Source organism: Candidatus Delongbacteria bacterium (assembly GCA_041675285.1).
In the GTDB taxonomy this organism is placed as follows: domain Bacteria; phylum CAIWAD01; class CAIWAD01; order CAIWAD01; family CAIWAD01; genus CAIWAD01.
Genome location: JBAYTZ010000003.1, coordinates 53,313 through 73,343, shown reverse-complemented (window position 1 = coordinate 73,343; position 20,031 = coordinate 53,313). Strand labels below are relative to the sequence as shown.

At 70.6% G+C, this 20,031-nt stretch carries 10 protein-coding genes; all 10 read left to right on the top strand.

Annotation, left to right across the window (positions count from 1 at the left end):
- Nucleotides 1–203 precede the first annotated feature (203 nt).
- The 10 genes from WC326_03830 to WC326_03785 all read left to right on the top strand — a co-directional run bounded on the left by WC326_03830 (nt 204) and on the right by WC326_03785 (nt 20,026).
- Nucleotides 204–3,191, top strand: coding sequence for a FlgD immunoglobulin-like domain containing protein (locus tag WC326_03830; GenBank protein ID MFA7330184.1), 2,988 nt, complete (start codon nt 204–206; stop codon nt 3,189–3,191).
- A gap of 12 nt (nt 3,192–3,203) precedes the next feature.
- A complete protein-coding gene (locus WC326_03825; GenBank protein MFA7330183.1) occupies nt 3,204–6,200 on the top strand; it encodes a FlgD immunoglobulin-like domain containing protein in 2,997 nt (998 codons plus the stop codon).
- A 12-nt stretch (nt 6,201–6,212) separates the two neighbouring features.
- Nucleotides 6,213–9,230, top strand: coding sequence for a FlgD immunoglobulin-like domain containing protein (locus WC326_03820; protein MFA7330182.1), 3,018 nt, complete (start codon nt 6,213–6,215; stop codon nt 9,228–9,230).
- Nucleotides 9,231–9,300: 70 nt separating this feature from the next.
- On the top strand, nt 9,301–12,324 hold the full coding sequence (locus WC326_03815; GenBank protein ID MFA7330181.1) for a FlgD immunoglobulin-like domain containing protein: 3,024 nt from the start codon (nt 9,301–9,303) through the stop codon (nt 12,322–12,324).
- A gap of 296 nt (nt 12,325–12,620) precedes the next feature.
- A complete protein-coding gene (locus WC326_03810) occupies nt 12,621–13,919 on the top strand; it encodes a hydroxymethylglutaryl-CoA reductase (protein MFA7330180.1) in 1,299 nt (432 codons plus the stop codon).
- Nucleotides 13,912–15,003, top strand: coding sequence for a DUF3419 family protein (locus tag WC326_03805; protein MFA7330179.1), 1,092 nt, complete (start codon nt 13,912–13,914; stop codon nt 15,001–15,003). The genes WC326_03810 and WC326_03805 overlap by 8 nt, the downstream gene beginning before the upstream one ends.
- Complete coding sequence (locus tag WC326_03800; protein ID MFA7330178.1) at nt 15,000–16,358, top strand: hypothetical protein; 1,359 nt, start codon at nt 15,000–15,002, stop codon at nt 16,356–16,358. Before WC326_03805 ends, WC326_03800 begins: the two co-directional genes overlap by 4 nt.
- A gap of 12 nt (nt 16,359–16,370) precedes the next feature.
- A complete protein-coding gene (locus WC326_03795; protein ID MFA7330177.1) occupies nt 16,371–17,471 on the top strand; it encodes a GNAT family N-acetyltransferase in 1,101 nt (366 codons plus the stop codon).
- Entirely contained in the window at nt 17,471–19,075 is a 1,605-nt protein-coding gene (locus WC326_03790) for an AMP-binding protein (protein ID MFA7330176.1), read from the top strand. Before WC326_03795 ends, WC326_03790 begins: the two co-directional genes overlap by 1 nt.
- A gap of 3 nt (nt 19,076–19,078) precedes the next feature.
- Nucleotides 19,079–20,026, top strand: a complete 948-nt coding sequence (locus WC326_03785; protein MFA7330175.1) for a UbiA family prenyltransferase — start codon at nt 19,079–19,081, stop codon at nt 20,024–20,026.
- Nucleotides 20,027–20,031: the final 5 nt, after the last annotated feature.

Sequence of the window (20,031 nt, the reverse complement as noted above, 5' to 3'; positions counted from 1 at the left end):
TTACAGATGCCGCACAATTGACCCCACTTTTATACGGCAACCCTTGGCATTGTTCAGGGAGAAACCGCACCGACCCGAATCATTTTCATTGTGTATCAACGCGTTGACTCTGAGTTTCGCTCAGTTTTGGCCAAACCAGGCTCTTGGCCCGCATGTTGCTCTGTATTAACCACACACACCCAGCCCTCTAACGAGGTCATCCCATGCGACCGCTGTTGCTTCTGTTGATCCTACCTGCGTTGCTGTTGGCCCAGCCACTGCCCGTGGCTTGGCCCGATCGGCCCGCCGGTACGGTTCTCTATGCGCTCCCCACCAAGGCCTTCAGCGGAGCGTCACTGCCCCTGGATGAAAATCACTGGCTGCTGGCCTGGTGCGACATGCGCGACGGCCAGGGCCGGCTGATGCTGCAGAGCTACCCGCTGGACAACCCGTCTGCCGGCGGAGCCTGGTACACCCAGGTGGAAGGGCTGGGGCCAGTGGATGCGCTGGTGCACGAAGCCTCCGTGATCACACCCTACACGCCCACGCTGGCCTCCGATGGCGCAGGCGGCGCCTATGTCCTCTGGCAGGAGATGCTGGATGAATCCGATGGCGAACTGCGGCTGCAGCACGTGGGTCCCGCCGGCGACTTCCTCTGGCCGGCGGATCTGGTGGTGGCGCCGCGGGTGCCCACGCCGCAGGATGATTGCCGCGACCTGTCGGAGCGTTGCCGCTCCCGGGCCGACCAATATCGCCGCCTGCATGCAGACGGCACCGGCGCCTGGGTGGTGTGGTGCAGCGGGACGGACTCGCTGACGGTGCAGCACGTGGAACCCGGCGGCTTGCCGGATCCCGATCTCCCCGCCCAAGGCCTGCCTCTTCCCATCTCCACCTATAGCTTTCAACTGAGCGACAACGGGCTGGGCGATCTCTTGCTGTGTTACACATCCGGCTCGTCCCAGACCGGCTATGTGCTGGGCATCCGGCCGGACGGACAGTGGTTGACGCCGGCACCCGTACAAATCACGCCAGCCGGTGCGGTCATCGACCGCTTCGCTTGTTCGTCCACGGGTGATGGCCGCCTGCTGGCGGCGTGGCGGGCGAACGAAAACCTGCGGGTCCAACTCCTCGACTCCAGTCTGCTGGCCCTCTGGCCGACCGCTGGAGTGACCGTGGCAAATGGGGTCCAGGATCTCAGCCTGGCCAAGGCCCAGGCGCCGGGTCCGCCCTATTCGCTGGCCTACAGCACGGCCGCGGGCTGGCAGGCCCAGCGGCTGGACGGCGAGGGCCGCCTCCTGTGGGCCGCCCCGCCCTGGCTGGACCTGATCGGCGGTGGCAATCCGGGACAGCTGCGCTGGTTCTCCGAGGACGACGAAGGCATCGTCTACCTGCAGCTCGAGGATGAGACCCAATACCTCCAGCGCTTGAGTCCGACGGGCACGCCGCTCTGGAGCGCCGAAACCGCCCGATTCAACCAGCCCGGCAACCCGGGAGCGGTGTGGGACCTGCAGCCCGGTCCCGCGGGCGAAGTGCGTGTGGGTTGGCGGAACCCGTTGGATCTGACCGTGAACATCGTGCGCCGTGATCTGCAGGGCCAGGACCTGCTGACACCGGAGCAGGCGGTTTGCTTCCGCGGCGAAGCCCAGTGGGGCGGGCCCCCCCGGCTGATCCACGATGGCGCCGCGCCTCTGTTCTACTGGAGCGACAGCGAGTCCGACTGGCTGCAGTCCGTCGACGGGCAGAGTGGCGAACGGGGCTGGGGAGTCTTGGAGCGGCCCATGCAGGAGCGCGACGATTACAACGAGCCGGTGACACAGCAGACCGCTGATGGTGTCTGGATTCTGCAGATGATCTGGCGGCCGGAAACCCAAGGCTACTTCCTGGGACTCCAGCGCCTGGGCGCGGACGGCAGCGTCCTGACCCCGCTCAGCCCGGTGAATCCGGCCATGCTGGAGCAGACCAACTACGCGGAGTACTTCGACCGCCACCTGGCGGCCGGCGAGTCCAGCGTCTATGTGGGCTATGACCAGTGGTCCAGTCCGTCGACGGAGATGCGCCTGCAGCGCCTGGACCGGGAAGGCCACATCCTGTGGGGCGACAACGGCCTGCTCATCCCGCCGCCGTCGGCCGGCAATTGGCGTCTGGCGGGCCTGGCCCCCGCGCCGGACGGGGTGTTCGCCATCCTGCACCTGCGCGAATCCGCAAGTAGCTCCCTCTACCTCCAACTCTTCGACGAAGCCGGGCTGCCGCAATACTCCGACCAAGAGGGGCGTGGCCGCCGGCTGGATTTGCCGGTGGACCTGTGGGGATTTGGTTTCGAGTCCCACGTGCTGGACGCGGGCCACCTGTTGCTCACGAGTTTCACGTATGACACAGGAATTCCCCGCCTGAGCCTGTTGTGCCTGGATTCCCAGGGCGAGGAAGCATGGAGCCGGTTCTGGGCGCCTGCCTGGGGAAACGATGTGCAGGTGCAGTCCGATCCGCTGGGGCGCTTCTGGCTGGCCTGCGAACTGGGCGATGAGAGCAGCCACCACGTGCATGTGGAACGCCTGGCGGCGGATGGCGGGGTGGAACAAGTCTGGCAGATCGCCCAGGCGGACGCAGAGTGCCAGAGCGGCATGACGCTGGTGCACACGGAGACCGAGCACGCGCTGTTGACGGCCTCCACCTTGAGTTGGAGCGGCGAGGGCTTGCGCGTGAAAGGTCGTCAGCTGGTGGACGGACAATCCACGCCGGCTGATTTGTTCAATGAGTTGCTGACCCCGGCCCACCTGTTCGCCCGGGTACCTCAGCTGACCCCCGCGCCCGAGGGCGACGCCTGGCTGGCGTGGTACGACGGACGCGGCGAGGAGATGGGCTACGGCAGCCAGGCCCGCGTGCTGCGCCTGGACGTGCTGGACGCCGGCACGGCCGTGGACGATCCCGCCCAACCGGCGGCCTTCCGGCTGGAGCCAAACCGGCCCAACCCCTTCAATCCCGAGACCACGCTGCGCTTCACGCTGGCCCAGGCCGGCCCCGTGCGGCTGGAGATCTTCAACCTGGCCGGGCAGCGCGTGCGCGTGTTACAGAACGGCGAGCTGCCCGCCGGCGCGCACAGCCTGCGCTTCGACGCCCGCGACGAGTCCGGGCGCGAACTGGGCAGCGGGCTCTACTTCCAGCGCCTGAGCGCCGGCGGCCAGAGCCGCACTCAGCGCATGCTGCTGCTTCGTTGACCGGAGGATTTGATGCGTACGCTGCTGCTGATCCTCAGTCTGCCGCTCGCTCTCCAGGCCCAGCCCCTGCCGCTGGCCTGGCCGGACAAGCCGGCCGGATCCGTGTTGTACGTCACACGATCCCGGCTCTTCGACGGCGCCCACGCCGCAGCCGGCGGGGACAGCCTGATCCTGGCCTGGTGCGACGCGCGGGACGGCAACTCCCGCCTGATGGCGCAGAAGTTCTCCGCCGCGGCACCCGCGGCTCCCGGAGCCTGGAGCAGTCAAGTGGAGGGTCTGGGGCGCGTGGAGGCCCTGGTGGGGCCTGTCAGTCCCCTGGCCGTGATCTCGCCCGCGCTGGCCCCCGACGGGCAGGGCGGGGCCTTCCTGCTCTGGAGTGAAGCCACCAGTTCCTTCCAGGGCGAGCTGCGCCTGCAACAGGTGGGCGACGCGGGCGGCCCGGGCGCCTTCCTCTGGCCCGCCGACCTGCTGCTGGCGGACGACGCGCCCATTCCCGGCGAGGATTGTCGGGACGATGCCGAACGCTGCCGCGGGCTGATGGACCCGTACCGCCGGCTCTGCGCCGACGGCCAGGGCGGCGCGTGGGTCACCTGGTGGGACGGCGAGTACCGCCAGCGCCTGCTGCACGTGGAGGCCGGCGGCGTGCCGGATCCAGACTTCCCCGCGGACGGCCTGGTGCTGCCCTTTTCCACTTGGAACTACCAGCTGCTGGCCGACGGACAGGGCAACGCCCTGCTTTTCCACCTGGATCAGGGCAACGCACTCTGGGCGACGGGCGTGCGGCCCAACGGGCTCTACCTGTTGCACGAGACCAGCCGCCGGCTGAGCGCGGTGGACGCCGTGGTCACGGCCTTCGCCGTCGAGCCGACCGGGGACGACCGCGTCCTGGCTGGCTGGGTGGACGGCTACTCCCCGGGCGTGATGGAGCTGCGCCTGCAGCTGCTGGACGCCGCCTTGCAGGACCTCTGGCCGGCGGGCGGCCTGCCCGCGGGGCTGACGGACGCCGCGTGGCTGAGAGTCTGCACGACCCAGGGCGCCACGCCCTACTACCTGGCCCACTCCACGCCCGCGGGCAACGTGGCCCTGCAGCTGGACGCCAGCGGCCAATTGGGCTGGCCGCAGCCCGCCCCGCTGGAGCTGGTGGGCGACGCCAACCCCGAGCGCGTGCTCCTGTTGGAGGCGGACGAGCAGGGCCTGTTCTGCGTCGCGTTGTATTACGACGTCGCTTACGCCCAACGCCTGGATCCGGCCGGCGCGCCGCTCTGGCCGGCGGAGCGCACGCGGCTGGCGCCGGGCAGCCACGCCGGCTGGCCCTGGGGACTGTCGCACGAGGGCCCGGGCGCCTGGAGCGTCGGCCTGTCTGCCCGGGCGGACGGCCAGACGCACGTGCAGCTGGTCCGCCGCGATCCCGGAGGACTGGACCTGCTGGATCCGCCCGCCGACCGTTTCTTCCAGTTCGACAACAGCCACGAGAGCGCGAAGGCCCTGCTCGCCGGCGCGGACGACGTCTTCACGACGTGGTGCGCGGGAGATTCCCTGTTCCTGCTCTCCACCGCAGAAGCCTCCGGCGACCCCCGTTGGGGCGCCCGGGAGCGCCCCCTGGGACCCGTCATCCCCTACGAGCAGGTGGCGGGCGCGGAGGTGGAGGACGGCTGCTGGGTGCTGAGTACCGTGTCACAGCCGGAGACCGGCTTGCCCGGGTATCGCGTGCAGAAGGTCGACCGCGCGGGCCAGGTGCTGGCCGAGTGCGCCAACCCCTTCCCCGGCCTCAATCTGAACCCCGACTATCAGGGCCTGTACTACGGCCAGGTGCTGGCGTCCGCCGGGCAGGCCTATGTGCTCGCCAATGATCTCAGCACCTATCGGCTGCAAGCCCTCGACGAGACCGGCGCCCTGCTCTGGGGCGAGGCGGGCGTGACTGTGGGCGGGCTGCGTCCAAACCAACGGCTGGGCGGCTGGGGGCTTCATCCCGCTGGCGGCGTGGACATCGGCTGGGCCGATCAGGATCCGGCGAACCTGGGCTACTACCTGCAGAGCTATGACGCGGCAGGTCAACCCCGCTACCCGGACCACGACGGCCGCGGGCGGCTGGCCAGCCTCGACTACCAGCGCTGGCAGTCCCAGACCGGCTTCCTGGCCACGGCGGAGGGCGGTTGCCTGCTGGCCCTGCGCACGGGATCCACTCTCAGCCTGCAGGCCTTCGACACGGCGGGGGACTCGCGCTGGATCCGCCACCTGAGCCATCTCCAGGCCGAGGGGTTGAGCCTCCGGCAGGACTCCCAGGGCCGGCTGATGCTGGAGATCCCGCAGTTCATCGACAACCAGGAGCGCCTGCTCTTCCTCCGGCTGACGGCGGCCGGGGACGACGAACGCAGTTGGAACCTGCCGCTGGAGAGCGACCACCAGCTCTTCACCTGGTGCTGGGTTCCGGGCGAAAGCCAGGAGGCCGTGGTGAGCATTCTCCGCTCCACTCAGAGTGACACGGGACTGCGCGTGCGCGGCCACCTGGTGGACGAGGAGCAGACGAACATGCCCTTGCTCTTCGACGACTTGTTGACCACGCCGCAAGCGGACAATTACCCCGCCTTCCTGGCTCCCGCACCCCATGGCGATCTCTGGCTAGGCTGGGAGGACAGGCGCTGCACGCCCTTCGGCTATGGCGACCAAGTCCGCCTGACCCGCCTGGACGTGCTGGACCTCAACACGGCCGTGGAGGCGCCCGCCCAGCCGGCGGCCTTCCGGCTGGAGCCCAATCGGCCCAACCCCTTCAACCCCGAGACCACGCTGCGCTTCACGCTGGCCCAGGCCGGCCCGGTGCGGCTGGAGATCTTCAACCTGGCCGGGCAGCGCGTGCGCGTGTTACAGAACGGCGAGCTGCCCGCCGGCGCGCACAGCCTGCGCTTCGACGCCCGCGACGAGTCCGGACGCGAACTGGGCAGCGGGCTCTACTTCCAGCGCCTGAGTGCCGGCGGCCAAAGCCGCACGGGACGCATGCTGCTGGTTCGTTGATCAGGAGACACCATGAAAGTCCTGCCGCTGCTCGTGCTGATCCCGCTGGGTGCGCTGGCCCAGCCCCTGCCGCTGGCCTGGCCCGATCAACCGGCCGGGACCGTGCTCTACGTGGCCCATCCCACGCGCTTCACCGGCTCCTCCACCGTGGCCGACGACGGCCGCTGGATCACCACCTGGTGTGACATGCGGGACGGGCGCGGACGCCTGTTCCTGCAGAAGCTGGATCCCGACCATCCGTCCGCCGGCGCCTGGCGCGGGGAGGCGGAAGGTCTGGGACCCGTGGAGGGTCTGGCCGGCCCGCCCGCGGCGCTGTCTCCCGTCATGCCCCAGTTGGCCCCGGCTCCGGCGGGCGGCGCCTACCTGCTGTGGCAGGACGCCCAGTCCGACGGGCGGGGGGATCTGCTGCTGCAGCGGGTAGGAGACGGCGCGGGCGGGCAGGGCGAGTTCCTCTGGGAGCAGGATCTCGTGCTGGTGGAGGATCTGCCCCTGCCCTATGACGACTGCCGCGACCCCGGCCGCTGCCGCAGCTGGATGGACTCCTGGCGCCGCTTGGCCCCCGACGGGACGGGCGGAGTCTGGGTGGCCTGGCGCACGGCCGTGGGCACGCTGCAGGTTCAGCACGTGGCGGAGGGCGGCCAGCCGGACCCGGATTTCCCGGCCGCGGGCCTCGAGCTGCCCGTCACCTCCTGGGAGTATCGCTTGTTGACGGACCCGGCGGGCAATCTGCTTGTGATCCATACCTCGTCCGGAGCGAGCGGCTGGGCCCTGGCCGTGCTGGGCGTGCGGCCGGATGGCGGCTGGTTGCTGCCCGAGATCTCGCGCGTGGTGTCGGAGGGGGACGCCAACACCTTTGACGCCAGCCTGACGGCGGACGGGCGCCTGCTGCTGGCCTGGACCAGCGAATCGGTGGCGCGGACCCAACTGCTGGACACGGCGCTGGAGAGCCTCTGGACCCCCGGAGGCGAGCTGCTCTCCGCCGGTCCGGCCTGGGGGGTTCGAACGGCCACGGGAACGCCGGGAACGCCGCTGGCCGTCGCCTGGGGTCATCAAAACGAATCCTGGCAGGCCCAGCTGCTGGACGATAGCGGTCACGCGCAGTGGACCCAGCCCGTCTCGCTGGAAGTGCTCAACGACGGTCAGCCGGGATCCCTCGAGGCGCTGGTCCTGGATGCCGGCGGCCTGGCCTATCTCTTCCGCGAGGACGAGGGCCTGCATGTGCAGCGCCTGGACCTGGCGGGCCACGCCGGCTGGGATCCGGACCTCACGCGACTGGGAACGCCCGGCACCTACACGGCTGCCTGGGATTTCCGCCTCGACGCGGACGGCGGCCTGCGCACCGGCTGGACGGAGTATCGCCCGGCCAGCGGCCTGAGCCTCGCCTGTCAGCGGCTGTCCCGGCGTGACCTGGACGGCGTGGAGCAGGTGGATCCCGCCGCGGCCGTGTTCCTGACGGAAGCGCTGGAATCCGCCTCGGGCGTCCGGCTGCTGCAGGGCGACGTGGACCCGCTGCTGACTTGGCAGACCGGCGACTCGCTCTACAGCGTGCAGGTGAACGGCCACGACGGCCGCCTGGACTGGGGCTTCCGCGAGCGGCCCGTGCTGGGTCGGCCCGGCTTGAGCGTGCAGTCAACGGCAGCGGCGACCGTGGGAACCTGGCTGGCGGCCTCGGTGACGGCGGACGAGTCGGGGCGCACGCTGCTGGAAGTCTGCCGGGTGGACGAAGCAGGCCAGCTGGCGGCCGGGCCAGTCCAGTTGGCGCCCGCGGCGCTGGAGGATCCCGGTTACTTCGACCAGCAGAATCCCCGGCTGACCGGAATGGGCACCCACGTGGTGGCGGCCTGGGAGCACTCCGCCGCCAATCTCAACCAGGTGCGCGTGCAGCTGCTGGACGGCGTCGGCACGCGGCGCTGGGGCGAGGCGGGCCTTGCCCTGTCGCCGGCGGGAGACGCCTGGACGAGGCTGCTGGGGCTGGCACCCTTCGGCAACGGAACGGTGGGCGTGCTCTGGGGCCAGTGGACCGCCGCAGGCACCAGCGTCTACCTGCAGGTCGTCACGCTGTCAGGCGCCCTGGTCTTCGCCGAGAACGGGGGCCGCGGTCTGGGACTGGGGCTGGACTACGCGGGCTGGAGTGCCGAAAGCCTGCTCCAGATCCTGCCGGACGGCACGCTGCTGGCGGGCGTGCGCGACCAACTGGAGGACGGCCTGACGCGCTGGCGCCTGGTGCGCGTGGACGCCGAGGGTCACGAACTGTGGCGTCACACGGAGGCCTCCGTCGTTCTGACCAGTCTGGCACTGGTGCCGGACGACGAGGGCTCGCTCTGGCTGGGCCGCGGCCGCTGGGACGGCGACCGCGTGCGCTTCCAGCTGGAGCGCCGCTCGGCCCAGGGTGCCGTGGAGCGGATCTGGTCCCTGGACACGCCCGACGCAAGCCAGACGGTCAGCTGGGCCCTGACCCACGCGGACGGCGAGCACGCGCTGGTGCTGCTGGAGTACAACCAGGACGCCAACGACTGGTGGTTGCGCGCGGCCCGGCTGCCGGAGGGGGACGCGCAGCCGATCTTTGCCGCGCCGGCGCCGCTGTTGCCCTCGCTGGCAGCGAACGCCGAATTGGCACCGGCGCCGCTGGGGGACGTCTGGCTGAGCTGGAGCGACCACCGGGGCAGCTTCCTCGGCTACGGGCTGCAATCCCGCCTGACCCGCCTGGACGTGTTGCACGTCAACACGGCCGTGGATCAGCCCGCCCATCCGGCGGCTTTTCGGCTGGAACCCAATCGGCCCAATCCTTTCAACCCCGAGACCATCCTGCGTTTCACGCTGGCCCAGGCCAGCCCGGTGCGGCTGGAGATCTTCAACCTGGCCGGGCAGCGCGTGCGCGTGTTACAGGACGGCGAGCTGCCCGCCGGCGCGCACAGCCTGCGCTTCGACGCGCGGGATGAGGCCGGCCGCGAACTGGGCAGCGGGCTCTACGTGTACCGCCTGAGCACCGCCGGCCGCCAGGAGGCGCGGCGCATGCTGCTGCTGCGCTGATTCGCATGATTCCAACACAAGGACTGCGGGAGCGCGCGACTCCCGCCCGAACACTCAGCTGAGGTTCACCATGAGATTGGCACTGCTGCTCCTGCTGCCGAGCCTGGCCGCCCTGGCCCAGCCGCTGCCGCTGGCCTGGCCGGATCAGCCGGACGGGACGGTCCTCTTCGTCCGCCACGACCTGCGCTTCCAGGGATCCGCCACGGCCGTGGACGACGCCCACTGGATCACGGCCTGGTGTGACATGCGCGACGGGCGCGCGCGCTTGTTCCTGCAGAAACTCGACGCGACGAATCCGGCGGCGCCGGCCTGGCACTCCGCGCCGGAGGGGCTGGGTCCGGTGGACGCGCTGGCCGGCCCGCCCGCCGCCCTGACGCCCTTCATGCCCGTGTTGGCGCCGGACGGCGCCGGCGGCGCCTTCGTGCTCTGGCAGGATGTGACCAGCGAGAACGCGGGCGATCTGTTCCTGCAGCGCGTGACGGACGGCGGCGGCCAGGGCGCTTTCCAGTGGGGTCAGGACCTGCTGCTGGCCGAGGACGTGCCGCTGCCGGTCTACGACTGCGGCGACGCCGCCAACCGCTGCCGGAGCATGTCGGACGAATACCGCCAGCTGGCGGCGGACGGTCTGGGCGGCGCCTGGGTAGCCTGGCGCGCCGCGGATCAGTTCCTGCATCTGATGCACGTCGACGGTCAGGGATTGCCGGATCCCGATTTCCCCGCCGACGGCTTGACGCTGCCGGTCAACGCCTGGGACTTCAAACTGCTGGGCGACGGACTGGGCAACGCGCTGCTGGCGCACTCGGCCGAGCTGGGAATCGAGCGGCCGCTGGGCGTGCTGGGCGTGCGCCCCGACGCGGGCTGGCTCTGGCCGGGCGGCACGCGTCTGCTGGGCGGCGAATCGCTGCTGTACTTCTCCTGCCGTCCGGCGGGCGCCGGCCGCACGCTGGCGGCCTGGACCACGGAGACGGGCCTGCGCGCCCAACTGCTGGACGCGGGGCTGGAGGACCTGTGGCAGGCCGGGGGCGTGCTGCTGGAGGACTACGGTCCGCGGGTCGTGCGGGTGGCCTCCGGCGGAGCCGCGGATCAGCCGCACGTGGTGGCCTGGGAAGATCCAACCGGCAATTGGCTGGCCCAGGTGCTGGACGGGGATGGGCATCAGGTCTGGGCGGCCCCCGCGCCGCTGGACGTGGTGGCGGACGGCAGCAATGGCGAACTCTACCACCTGGCGGTGGACGCGCACGGGCCGGCCTATCTCTTCGAAGAGGGCGACGGCCTCCATGTCCAGCGCCTCTCCGCAGGCCAGCAGCTCTGGTCGGCGGAACAGAGCCGGCTGGGACCGACGGGCCAGAGCGGCCACTCGTGGGACTTCGCGCTGCGCTCGGACGGCGGCATCCTGACCGGCTGGTCCGCGGTGGAGTCCGACGGTCAGGCGGAGCATTCGCGCCATCAACTGTCCCACCGCAATCTGCTGGGCCAGGAACAGCTGGAACCCGCGGCCGCCGCCTTCCTGGCGGAGAGCTGGCAGTCCGGCGGCGCCACGCAGCTGGGAATGGGCGGCGAACGTCCGCTGCTGACCTGGAGCGCAGCCGGCACCCTCTACCTGGCCTCCGTGGACGGGCACAGCGGGCAGCGGCGCTGGGACTACACCGAGCGGCCGGTGGGAACGCAGGCGGGTCCATATGACATGGTGAGCCTGGCGGTGGACGACGAGCTCTGGCTGTGCGGCGACGTGCTGCTGCCGGAGCAGGGCGTCTACCAGCTGCAGCTGAGTCGGGTCGACGCGCAAGGCCAGCTGCTGCTGACCCCGGTGGATCTCGCTCCGGCCGAGCCGCAGCTCCCCGGCTACTACGAGCAGTACCGTCCGCAGCTGGCCTGGGGTGGCGACCGGCTCTTCGTGGGCTATGACCTGCTCGCGGGCAACCAACTGCGGGCCCGCCTGCAATGCCTGGACGCCGCGGGAAGCCGGCTGTGGGGCGACAGCGGGCGACCGGTGGGGCTGTCCACGGACACGCAGACGACCCTGCTGGGCCTGGCGACCCAGGCGGGTGGCGAGGTGGTGGCGGTCTGGACCCGGCGCTCGGGAACGGACACGCAGTTCTACCTGCAGCGCTTCAGTCCGGCCGGCGAACCGCTCATCGCCGACAACAGCGGGCGCGGCATCCGGCTGGACCTGAACGCCGACTATCTGAGCTTCTCGGGCCAGGTGCTGCCGCAGCCGAACGGCACGCTGCTCTTGTCCCTGGGCGACACCATGGACGATCAGAACACCCGCTGGCGCGTGTTGTGCCTGACCAGCGCCGGCGACGAACTGTGGCGGCACGAGGAGACGGGCGCCGCGCTGATGGCCATGCGCGTGCTGCTGGACGACCAGCAGCGCGTCTGGCTGGGGCGTTCGCGCTACGCGGCCGAGCAAATGGACTTCCGCTTGGTGAGGCGCTCGAGCGCGGGTGTGCTGGAGCGCGAGTGGAATCTGCTGCGCTCCGCCATGGATGGCATTTATTCCTGGTCCCTGACTCACGCCGGGGAGGAGAGCGCGCTGATCACGGTAACCGAGAATGCCAATGTCGACGCGGGGATCCGAGTGTCGGGCTTCCTCCTGGCCGAAGGGCCGGAGCCCCAACTCCAGTTCAGCGACTATCTGCCGTCGCCGAAGTCGGCCAACTGGGTCGTGCAGACCCAGCCGGCACCGCAGGGAGACGTCTGGCTGGTTTGGGAGGATCGGCGCGGCATGTTGCTGGGCTACGGCGAACAGGCTCGGATCACGCGCCTGGACGTGCTGGATGCCAACACGATCGTGGACGATCCCGCCCAACCGGCGGCCTTCCGGTTGGAGCCCAACCGACCCAATCCCTTCAATCCGGAGACCACGCTGCGCTTCACGCTGGCCCAGGCCGGCCCCGTGCGGCTGGAGGTGTTCAATCTGGCCGGACAGCGCGTGCGCGTGTTACAGGACGGTGAGCTGGACGCGGGTGCGCACAGCCTGCGCTTCGACGCCCGGGACGAGGCCGGCCGCGAGCTGGCCAGCGGCCTCTACCTGTACCGCCTGAGCGCCGCCGGTCGCCAGGAGACGAGCCGCATGCTGTTGTTGCGCTGAGCGCCGTCCGCAGGCAAGCGGCTGGAAATCGAGGAAGCGCGGGGACGGTCGTCCCGGACGATCGTCCCCAACCCCAGACGGGCAACCAGGTGCGCGCCCTTCTGATCCAGGACGACCCCCCCGCGCTCCTCTTCCAGCTCCGACTGCACCCGACGGCGGGCTGCGGGACAATTGAAACACAGCGGGGCCGCGCAGACGGCCCCGGTTTATACAAGGCTCCTTCCCTACGTTTTGGCGGGCGGCGGAGCCCCCCCACCGCGAGCCTGTCACGAGTCGAGCAGCCAGGGAGCCGCCCCATGCCGCAGACCATGAACCGGGTCCTCCAGATCACGGCCGACATCTTCAAGCAGGGCGACGACACGGAGTTCCGCGAACGGCTGCGGCTGGTCCCGCCGGAGGAGCGTCCGCTGCCCGAGCGAGCGCCCCACCCCGACGAGCACGGCGCCGAGGCCCTGCAGGCCCGCCAGGACTTCCTGCGCGCCCAAGGACACGTGCTCGAGCACGTGGCAGGCCGGGGCGAGCCGCTGGATCCGCAGTCGCTGAAGGGCAACGTCGAGTGCCAGATCGGCTGGTGCCAGGTTCCGGTGGGCGTGATCGGTCCGCTGCGGATCAGCGGTCTCAACGCCAGCGGGGATTTCTACGTGCCGCTAGCCACATCCGAGGGCGCGCTGGTGGCCTCCTACGGCCGCGGCGCCCGCCTGATCAGCCGGGCCGGCGGGGCCCGGGCGGCCTGCATCAGCGAGTCTGTCTCCCGGGCGCCCTGTTTCATCTTCAAGGACATCGTCGACGCCGGGGTCTTCCTGAACTGGGTGCTGCCGCGCGTGCCCGGCTTCCGGGAGATTGTCTCACGCGAGACGCGGCACGGCGAACTGGTGGACATCAAGCTGACAATCAACGGCTCGACGCTCTTCCTCACCTTCGACTTCACCACGGGCGACGCCGCCGGCCAGAACATGGTCACGGCCGCCACCAACGCCATCTGCCGCAGCCTGGTGGAGCAGTCCCCGGTGAAGCCGTCGGCCTGGTATCTGGACGGCAACCTCTCCGGCGACAAGAAGGCCAGCATGCTCTCCTTCCTGGGAGTGCGCGGCAAGAAAGTGGTGGCGGAGGCGATCCTGCCCGCCGCGGACGTGCGCCGCGCGCTGCACTGCACGCCCCGGGAGATGGCCCGCTACAGCCACACCTCCGTGCTGGGCGGCGTGCAGAGCGGCTCCATCGGCGTCCAGGGGCACTTCTCCAACGCCCTCACTGCGATCTATCTGGCCTGCGGACAGGACGTGGCCTGCGTCTCCGAATCCGCCGTGGGGATCACGGACATGCAAGAGACCGAGGCGGGCGACCTGCAGGTCCACGTCTCCCTGCCCAACCTGATCGTGGGCACGGTGGGCGGCGGCACGCACCTGCCCACGGCCCGGGAGTGCCTGCGCCTGATGGACTGCGAGGGCGCGGGGCGGGCGCGCAAACTGGCGGAGATCTGCGCGGTGACGGCCCTGGCGGGCGAGATCTCGATCATCGGCGCGATGGCCGCCGGCGAGTTCGGCGCCGCGCACCAACTCCACCGCCACCCCCAGGCGGAGTCCGTCCGCCGTGGATGACATCCGCCGGCGCGCCGCCTTCACCTTCATCCGCTACTCCAACTGCTGGGAGGACGCGGCTATCCTGCGCGAGGCCCTGCAGCCCGCGCCCGGGCGCCGGATCCTCTCCGTGGCCTCCGCCGGGGACAACTCCTTCTCCCTGCTGGCGGCCGGGGCCCGCGTCTGCGCCGTGGACTTGAACCCCGCGCAGTTGGCCCTGGTGGAGCTGAAGCGCGCGGCGATCCGCCATTTGGAGCACGACGAGTGCCTGGCCTTCCTGGGGCTGCGGCCCGCCGGGGACCGCCCGGCCACCTGGCGGCGGCTGGCGCCCGAGCTGAGCCCGCCCGCCCGGGCCTTCTGGAACGAACGCCCGCAGCATATCGAGGCGGGGCTGATCCACGCCGGCAAGTTCGAGCGCTACTTCCGACTCTTCCGCCGCTGGGTGCTGCCGCTGCTGCACGACCGCCGCACCTGCCGCGCGCTGCTGGAGCCCAAGAGCGCGCAGGAGCGCGCCGCTTTCTACCGGGACGTCTGGGACAGCCGCCGCTGGCGCCTGCTCTTCCGCCTCTTCTTCGGCCGGACCCTGCTGGGGCGGCTGGGGCGGGATCCGGAGTTCTTCCGCTACGTGGACGAGCCCGTGGGCGAGACGATCCTGCGCCGCGTGCGCCGGGCGCTGATCGAGCTGCCCGGCGAGGACAACCCCTACCTCGAGTACATCCTGACCGGCACCTTCCAGCAGAGCCTGCCCGACTACCTGCGGCCCGCGAGCTACGCCGGGTTGCGGCAGAACCTGGAGTTGCTGGAGCTGGCCGAAGGCTCCGTGGAGGACGTGCTGGCCGCCTCGGACAGGTGTTACGACGGGTTCAACCTCTCGGACATCCTGGAGTATCTGGACGGCCCGGGCTGCGAACGCCTGCTTCGCCGCGTGCTGGAGCGCAGCCGGCCGGGCGCGCGAATCGCCTACTGGAACATGCTGGCGCCGCGCCGGCTGCCGGAATCCCTGGCCGGACGGGCGCGCTCCCTCGACGGGCTGGCCGCCGGGCTCTTCGCTCGCGACCGGGCCTTTTTCTATCGTGACTTCCGGGTCGAGGAGGTCCTGGAATGATCTCCGCCGCCGATCTCTGGAACGCCGGGCTGCTGATCGCGCTCTATCTGGGCATGGTCCTGCTGGTGGAGTCCTGGACCCGGCGCGTCCGGCCCGATCCCGAGCTGAGCCGCAAGGCCGTCCACTTCCTGGGCGGGCTGGGCACGCTCTTCCTGCCCTGGCTGATCCACTCGGTCTGGCTGGTGCTGTCGATGGCCCTGCTGTTCGCGGCCGCGCTCTACGCCGGCCAGCGCAGCGGACGCCTGCAGTGCCTGGCGGCCGTGCGGCGGCGCGGGGCGGGCAGCGCCTACTTCCCGCTGGCCGTGTTCCTGCTCTACCTGATCTGCCGCGAGGAGCGCTGGCTCTACGTGGCCTCGATTCTGGTGATCACCGTCTCCGACGCCGCCGCCGCGCTGGTGGGCGGCAGCTACGGCCGGCACAGCTTCCGGGTGGGCCACGAGCATCGCAAGAGCCTGGAGGGCTCCGTGCTCTTCCTCCTGCTCACCTTCCTGGCGATCCACCTGCCCCTGCTGCTCCTCACCGAGCTGCCGCGGGAGACCTGCGTGCTGGCGGCCCTGCTGATCTCGCTGCTCCTGACCGGCGTCGAGGCGATATCCACGCGCGGGACCGACAACCTCTACATCCCGCTCTTCACGTGTTACAGCCTGCTCAAGATCACCACCAAACCGCCCGGCGAGATCGCCTTCCAGCTGCTCAGCCTGCTGGCGATGATGGCCGTGCTGGAGATCTTCTTCCGCTCGCTGAAGCTCTTCAGCATCCGTGACTCCATCGTCTTCGTGATTTTCATCTACGGCGTCTGGTCGCTGGGTTCGATCCAGTGGTCCGTGCCCATCTTCGCCTGCTTCGCCCTCTACTGCGGGGTTCGCATGCGCGTCCCCAACCGGCGCAACTACCAGGTGGAGACCACGCCGCTGTTGCGCGTGATCCTGATTCCCCTGCTGATCCTGCTCCTGGCCAACGCCAGCGGCCGCTACCACGAGCTGTTCGGGCCCTTCCTCGCCGCCACGGTGACGGCCTTCGTCTGTGTGACCTGGGCCTACGTGCTGTTCAACCGCCAGGGAGTGTGGAACAGCCGGCCCTGGCAGGCGCTGGCGGCAGGCGCTGGCGCCGCGCTGCTGGCCGTGGGTGCCACCATGCTGCCGCAGCACCAGCCGCCGCTGGCCGCCCTGGCGCTGATCCCGCTGCTGGCCGGAGTGGCGCTGGCCGCTTATAACCTCCGCCTGCGGGGCCGCGTCCAGGAGCTGCCCGTCCAGGGCGGCGGCAGCCCCGTGCTCTGGCTGGCGCTGGGGGCGGCGATCGTCTACTGGGGCCTGCAGCGGCTGGCTCCGCTGCCCGTCTGGCAACCGCTTTCCTAACGGAGGGTACGCATGGGCGTGGAGGTGACCCTCGTCCGCAGCGCCGCCGACTGGCGGGACTTCCTGGCCCTGCCAGACAGCATCCAGGGCGGCGATCCCGACTACACGCGCGCCGCGCCCGCTGCGCTGCGGCGGCGTCTGGAAGCGATGGATTCCGCCCGCCACGACCTGTGGCTGGTCCGCCGGGAGGGCCAGCCCATCGCCCGCGTGGGCGCCTGGCTGGCAGAGGGCCTGACGGGCGTGGAAGGCGTCGCCGGGCTACTCGGGTTGTTTGAATCGCGGGATGACCTGGAGGCGGCGCGGCCCCTGCTGCGGGCCGCCCGGGAGTGGCTGCGGCAGGGCGGCGCGCGGGCGGCCTTCGGCCCGCTGGACGGCGACACGTGGCATCGCTATCGCTTCAACCTGGGGCCCCGTGACACACGGCCTTTTTTGCTGGAGCCCGTCAACCCGCCCTGGTATCCGCAGCTCTGGCTGGCCTGCGGGTTTACGGAGACGGCCCGCTACCTGTCCAAGCAGGTGCCGGACATGGCCGCCGTGCTGCCCGCCTTCGCTGGCGCGCACGCCCAGGCCCGGGCGGCGGGCTACCGCTTCCGCCCCCTGGACCCAGCCCGCTTTGAGCAGGAACTGGAGCTGCTGCATCAGCTGGCCTGCCGGATTTTTCCGGTCAACCCCTTCTATTCGCCCAGCGGGCTGGAGGATTTCCGGGACCTCTACCGGCCGCTCAAACCCGTGCTGGATCCCGGGCTGGTCTGGTTCTGCCACGACCGAAGCGGCGCGCCAGCGGCCTTCCTCTTCTCCCTGCCCGACCAGTTCGAAGCCCTGCGGAGCATGCGCGGCAGGTGCGGCCCGCTTGCCCGGCTGCGCTTCTGGCTGCGGCGACACACGGACACGCTCAACATCAAGAGCATGGGCGTTTGCCCCGAGCAGCGCGGTCAGGCCCTGGGCACTGCGCTGATCCACCAGGCCTTCGCGGCCGGGCTGGAGCGCGGTCTCCACCGGGCCAACCTCTGCCTGATGCACGAGAGCAACCGCTCCACGGGCTACGACGCCGGGCTGGGCGTCGTGTCGCGCCGCTACGCGCTCTACCGGCACGACCTGGAGGGCGCTACCTGATGGAGCCAAGCGCCAACGTGGTGGAACTGCTGCGCGCGGCCGCGGCGGAGAGTCCGGAGCGCGTCGCCCTGATCGAGGGCGCCGGGACGAGCACGCGGCGGATCACCTTCGCCGGGCTCTGGCGGCGGGTCTGCGCCTGCTCCGCCGGGCTGCGGGAGCGCGGGCTGGGTCCGGACGAGCGCGCCGTGGTCATGCTGCCCATGTCCATCGACCTCTACGCGGCCCTGCTGGGCGTGATCCACGCCGGGGCCTGCGCCGTGTTCGTGGATCCCTGGGTGTCACCGCGCCGGATCGCCGCCTTCTGCCGGTACGCGGAACCGCGGGCCTTCATCGGCGTGACCCGCAGCCACCTGCTGCGGCTGCTGGAGCCGCGCCTGCTGCGCATTCCGCTCACGGTCACCAGCGGACGGCGGCTGGGTGGCTGGCCGGCGCGCTGGACCCTGGCGGAGCTGGAGGCCGCGCCCGCCGACGAACCCGGCCACTTCCGTCGGGCGGAGGATCCGGCCCTGATCACCTTCACCACCGGATCCAGCGGCGAACCCAAGGGCGCCAACCGCACCCACGGCTTCCTGCGCGCCCAGCACCAGGCGCTGTTCCAGGCCTTCGGCCCGCCGCCGGGCGCGGCCGACCTGCCGCTCTTCCCGGTGTTCGCGCTGAACAACCTGGCCTGCCGGGCCACGTCGGTGATCCCCGAGCTGGATTTTCGCCACCTGGAGCGGCTGGACGCCGGGCGGATCCTGACTCAGTGCCGCGAGCACGGAGTGGCGTCCTGCACGGCCTCGCCGGACTTCCTGGACCGGCTGGCCGCGCACCTGTTGGCCGGCCATGGCCCCACGCCCGCGCTGCGGCGCGTGCTCACCGGGGGCGCGCCGGTGCGGGACGAGCAGCTGGACGAGTGGCAGCGGGCCTTTCCCGACGCGGAGTTGCAGGTGGTCTACGGTTCTACCGAGGCCGAACCCGTCGCCCACGCCAGCCGGGCCGAGCGGCAGGCGGCGGGCAGCGAGCGGGGTGGAATCTGCGCCGGTCGGCCGGTGCCGGAGATCCGCGCGCGCATCCTGCGGCTGGCGCCGCCAAGCGACAGCGAGCGGCCGGGCCTGGCCGACGAGATGCCGCCGGGCGAGATCGGCGAGCTGGTGGTGAGCGGCGCGCACGTCTGCCGCGACTACTTCCGCAACCCCGCCGCCACGGCCGAAAACAAGCTGCTGGACGCCGAGGGCCGGGTCTGGCACCGGATGGGCGACACGGGCTGGCTGGACGAGGCGGGCCGCTTCTGGCTAGCGGGGCGCGTGCACACAACCATCTTCCGCGCCGGACAGGCGTGTCACGCCAACTTGGTGGAGGAGCAGGCGCGGCGCCGGCTGGGGCCCGGCCAATACGCGGCGCTAGGCCGACAGGACGAACGGCAAGGCGAGCGCCTGCTGCTGGTGGTCCACACCGAGCGCCCGCCGCAATCGAGCGCCGCGGCCCTGGCCGACTTGCAGGCCGCCGGCCTGCCGGTGGACGAGCTGATCCTCCACCCCCGGCCGCTGCCGCTGGATCCGCGTCACAATTCCAAGGTGGACCATCCGGCCCTGCGCCAGGCGCTGGGCCTTCCCGCGAGGTGAACCGTGAGCCAAGTCAGCCGGCAGTCGTCCTTTCCGCGCCGCTTCCACGCCTACCTGGCCGAGCGCTTTCCGCCGCTCAACTACGGCGTCCTGATCGTCTGCTACTACTCGTCCAACCAGTTCCTGGCGCAGACCCTGGAGAACCCCGGTAGCGCGGTCCACTATTCGATCTCCTCGCTGATGGGCGCCCTGACGCTGCTGGCCATGTTCTTCCACCTGCGGGTCTTCGACGACCACAAGGACGCGGAGCGCGACCTGCGCTTCTTCCCGCAGCGCGTGCTCTCGCGCGGCCTGGTGACCCTGCGGCAGCTCAAGGTCGCCGGGGCGCTGGCCATCGGGCTGGAGCTGCTGCTGGGCGCGTGGCGCGGACCGGCCGCACTCAGTGCCGTGCTGCTGGCGCTGGGCTTCTCGCTTATGATGTTGAAGGAATTCTTCGTGCGCGAGTGGCTGAACCGGCACTTCCTGCTCTACGCCGTCAGCCACATGCTGATCATGCCGCTCTTGGCGCTGGTGGCCTACAGCTTCACCACCGGCAAGTACCCCTGGCAGGCACCGAGCTGGTTCTGGCTCTACGCCTTCGTGGGCGTGTTCGTGACCTTCAACTGGGAGATCTCGCGCAAGATTCGCGCGCCGGAGGACGAGGTGGCGGGGCTGGACTCCTACTCGCAGATCTTCGGCGCCTACGGCGCGGCCTATCTGGTGATCCTGATCCGCGTGGTGGACACGCTGCTGGTCTCGCTGGTGGGCTGGCACCTGGGCCTGAGCGCGCTGTTCTACGGCGCCCTGGCGGCCCTCTTTCTGCTCTGCCTGGTGGGCCTGTTGCAGTTCCGCTTCCGCACCAGCCGGGTCACGGCGCGCCGGATGGAGAGCTACGCCGGGATCTACATCATCGCCTTCGACCTGATCCTGGCCGTGGAGATCGCCCGGGCCTATCCCTTCCGACTTTTTTGATCCCC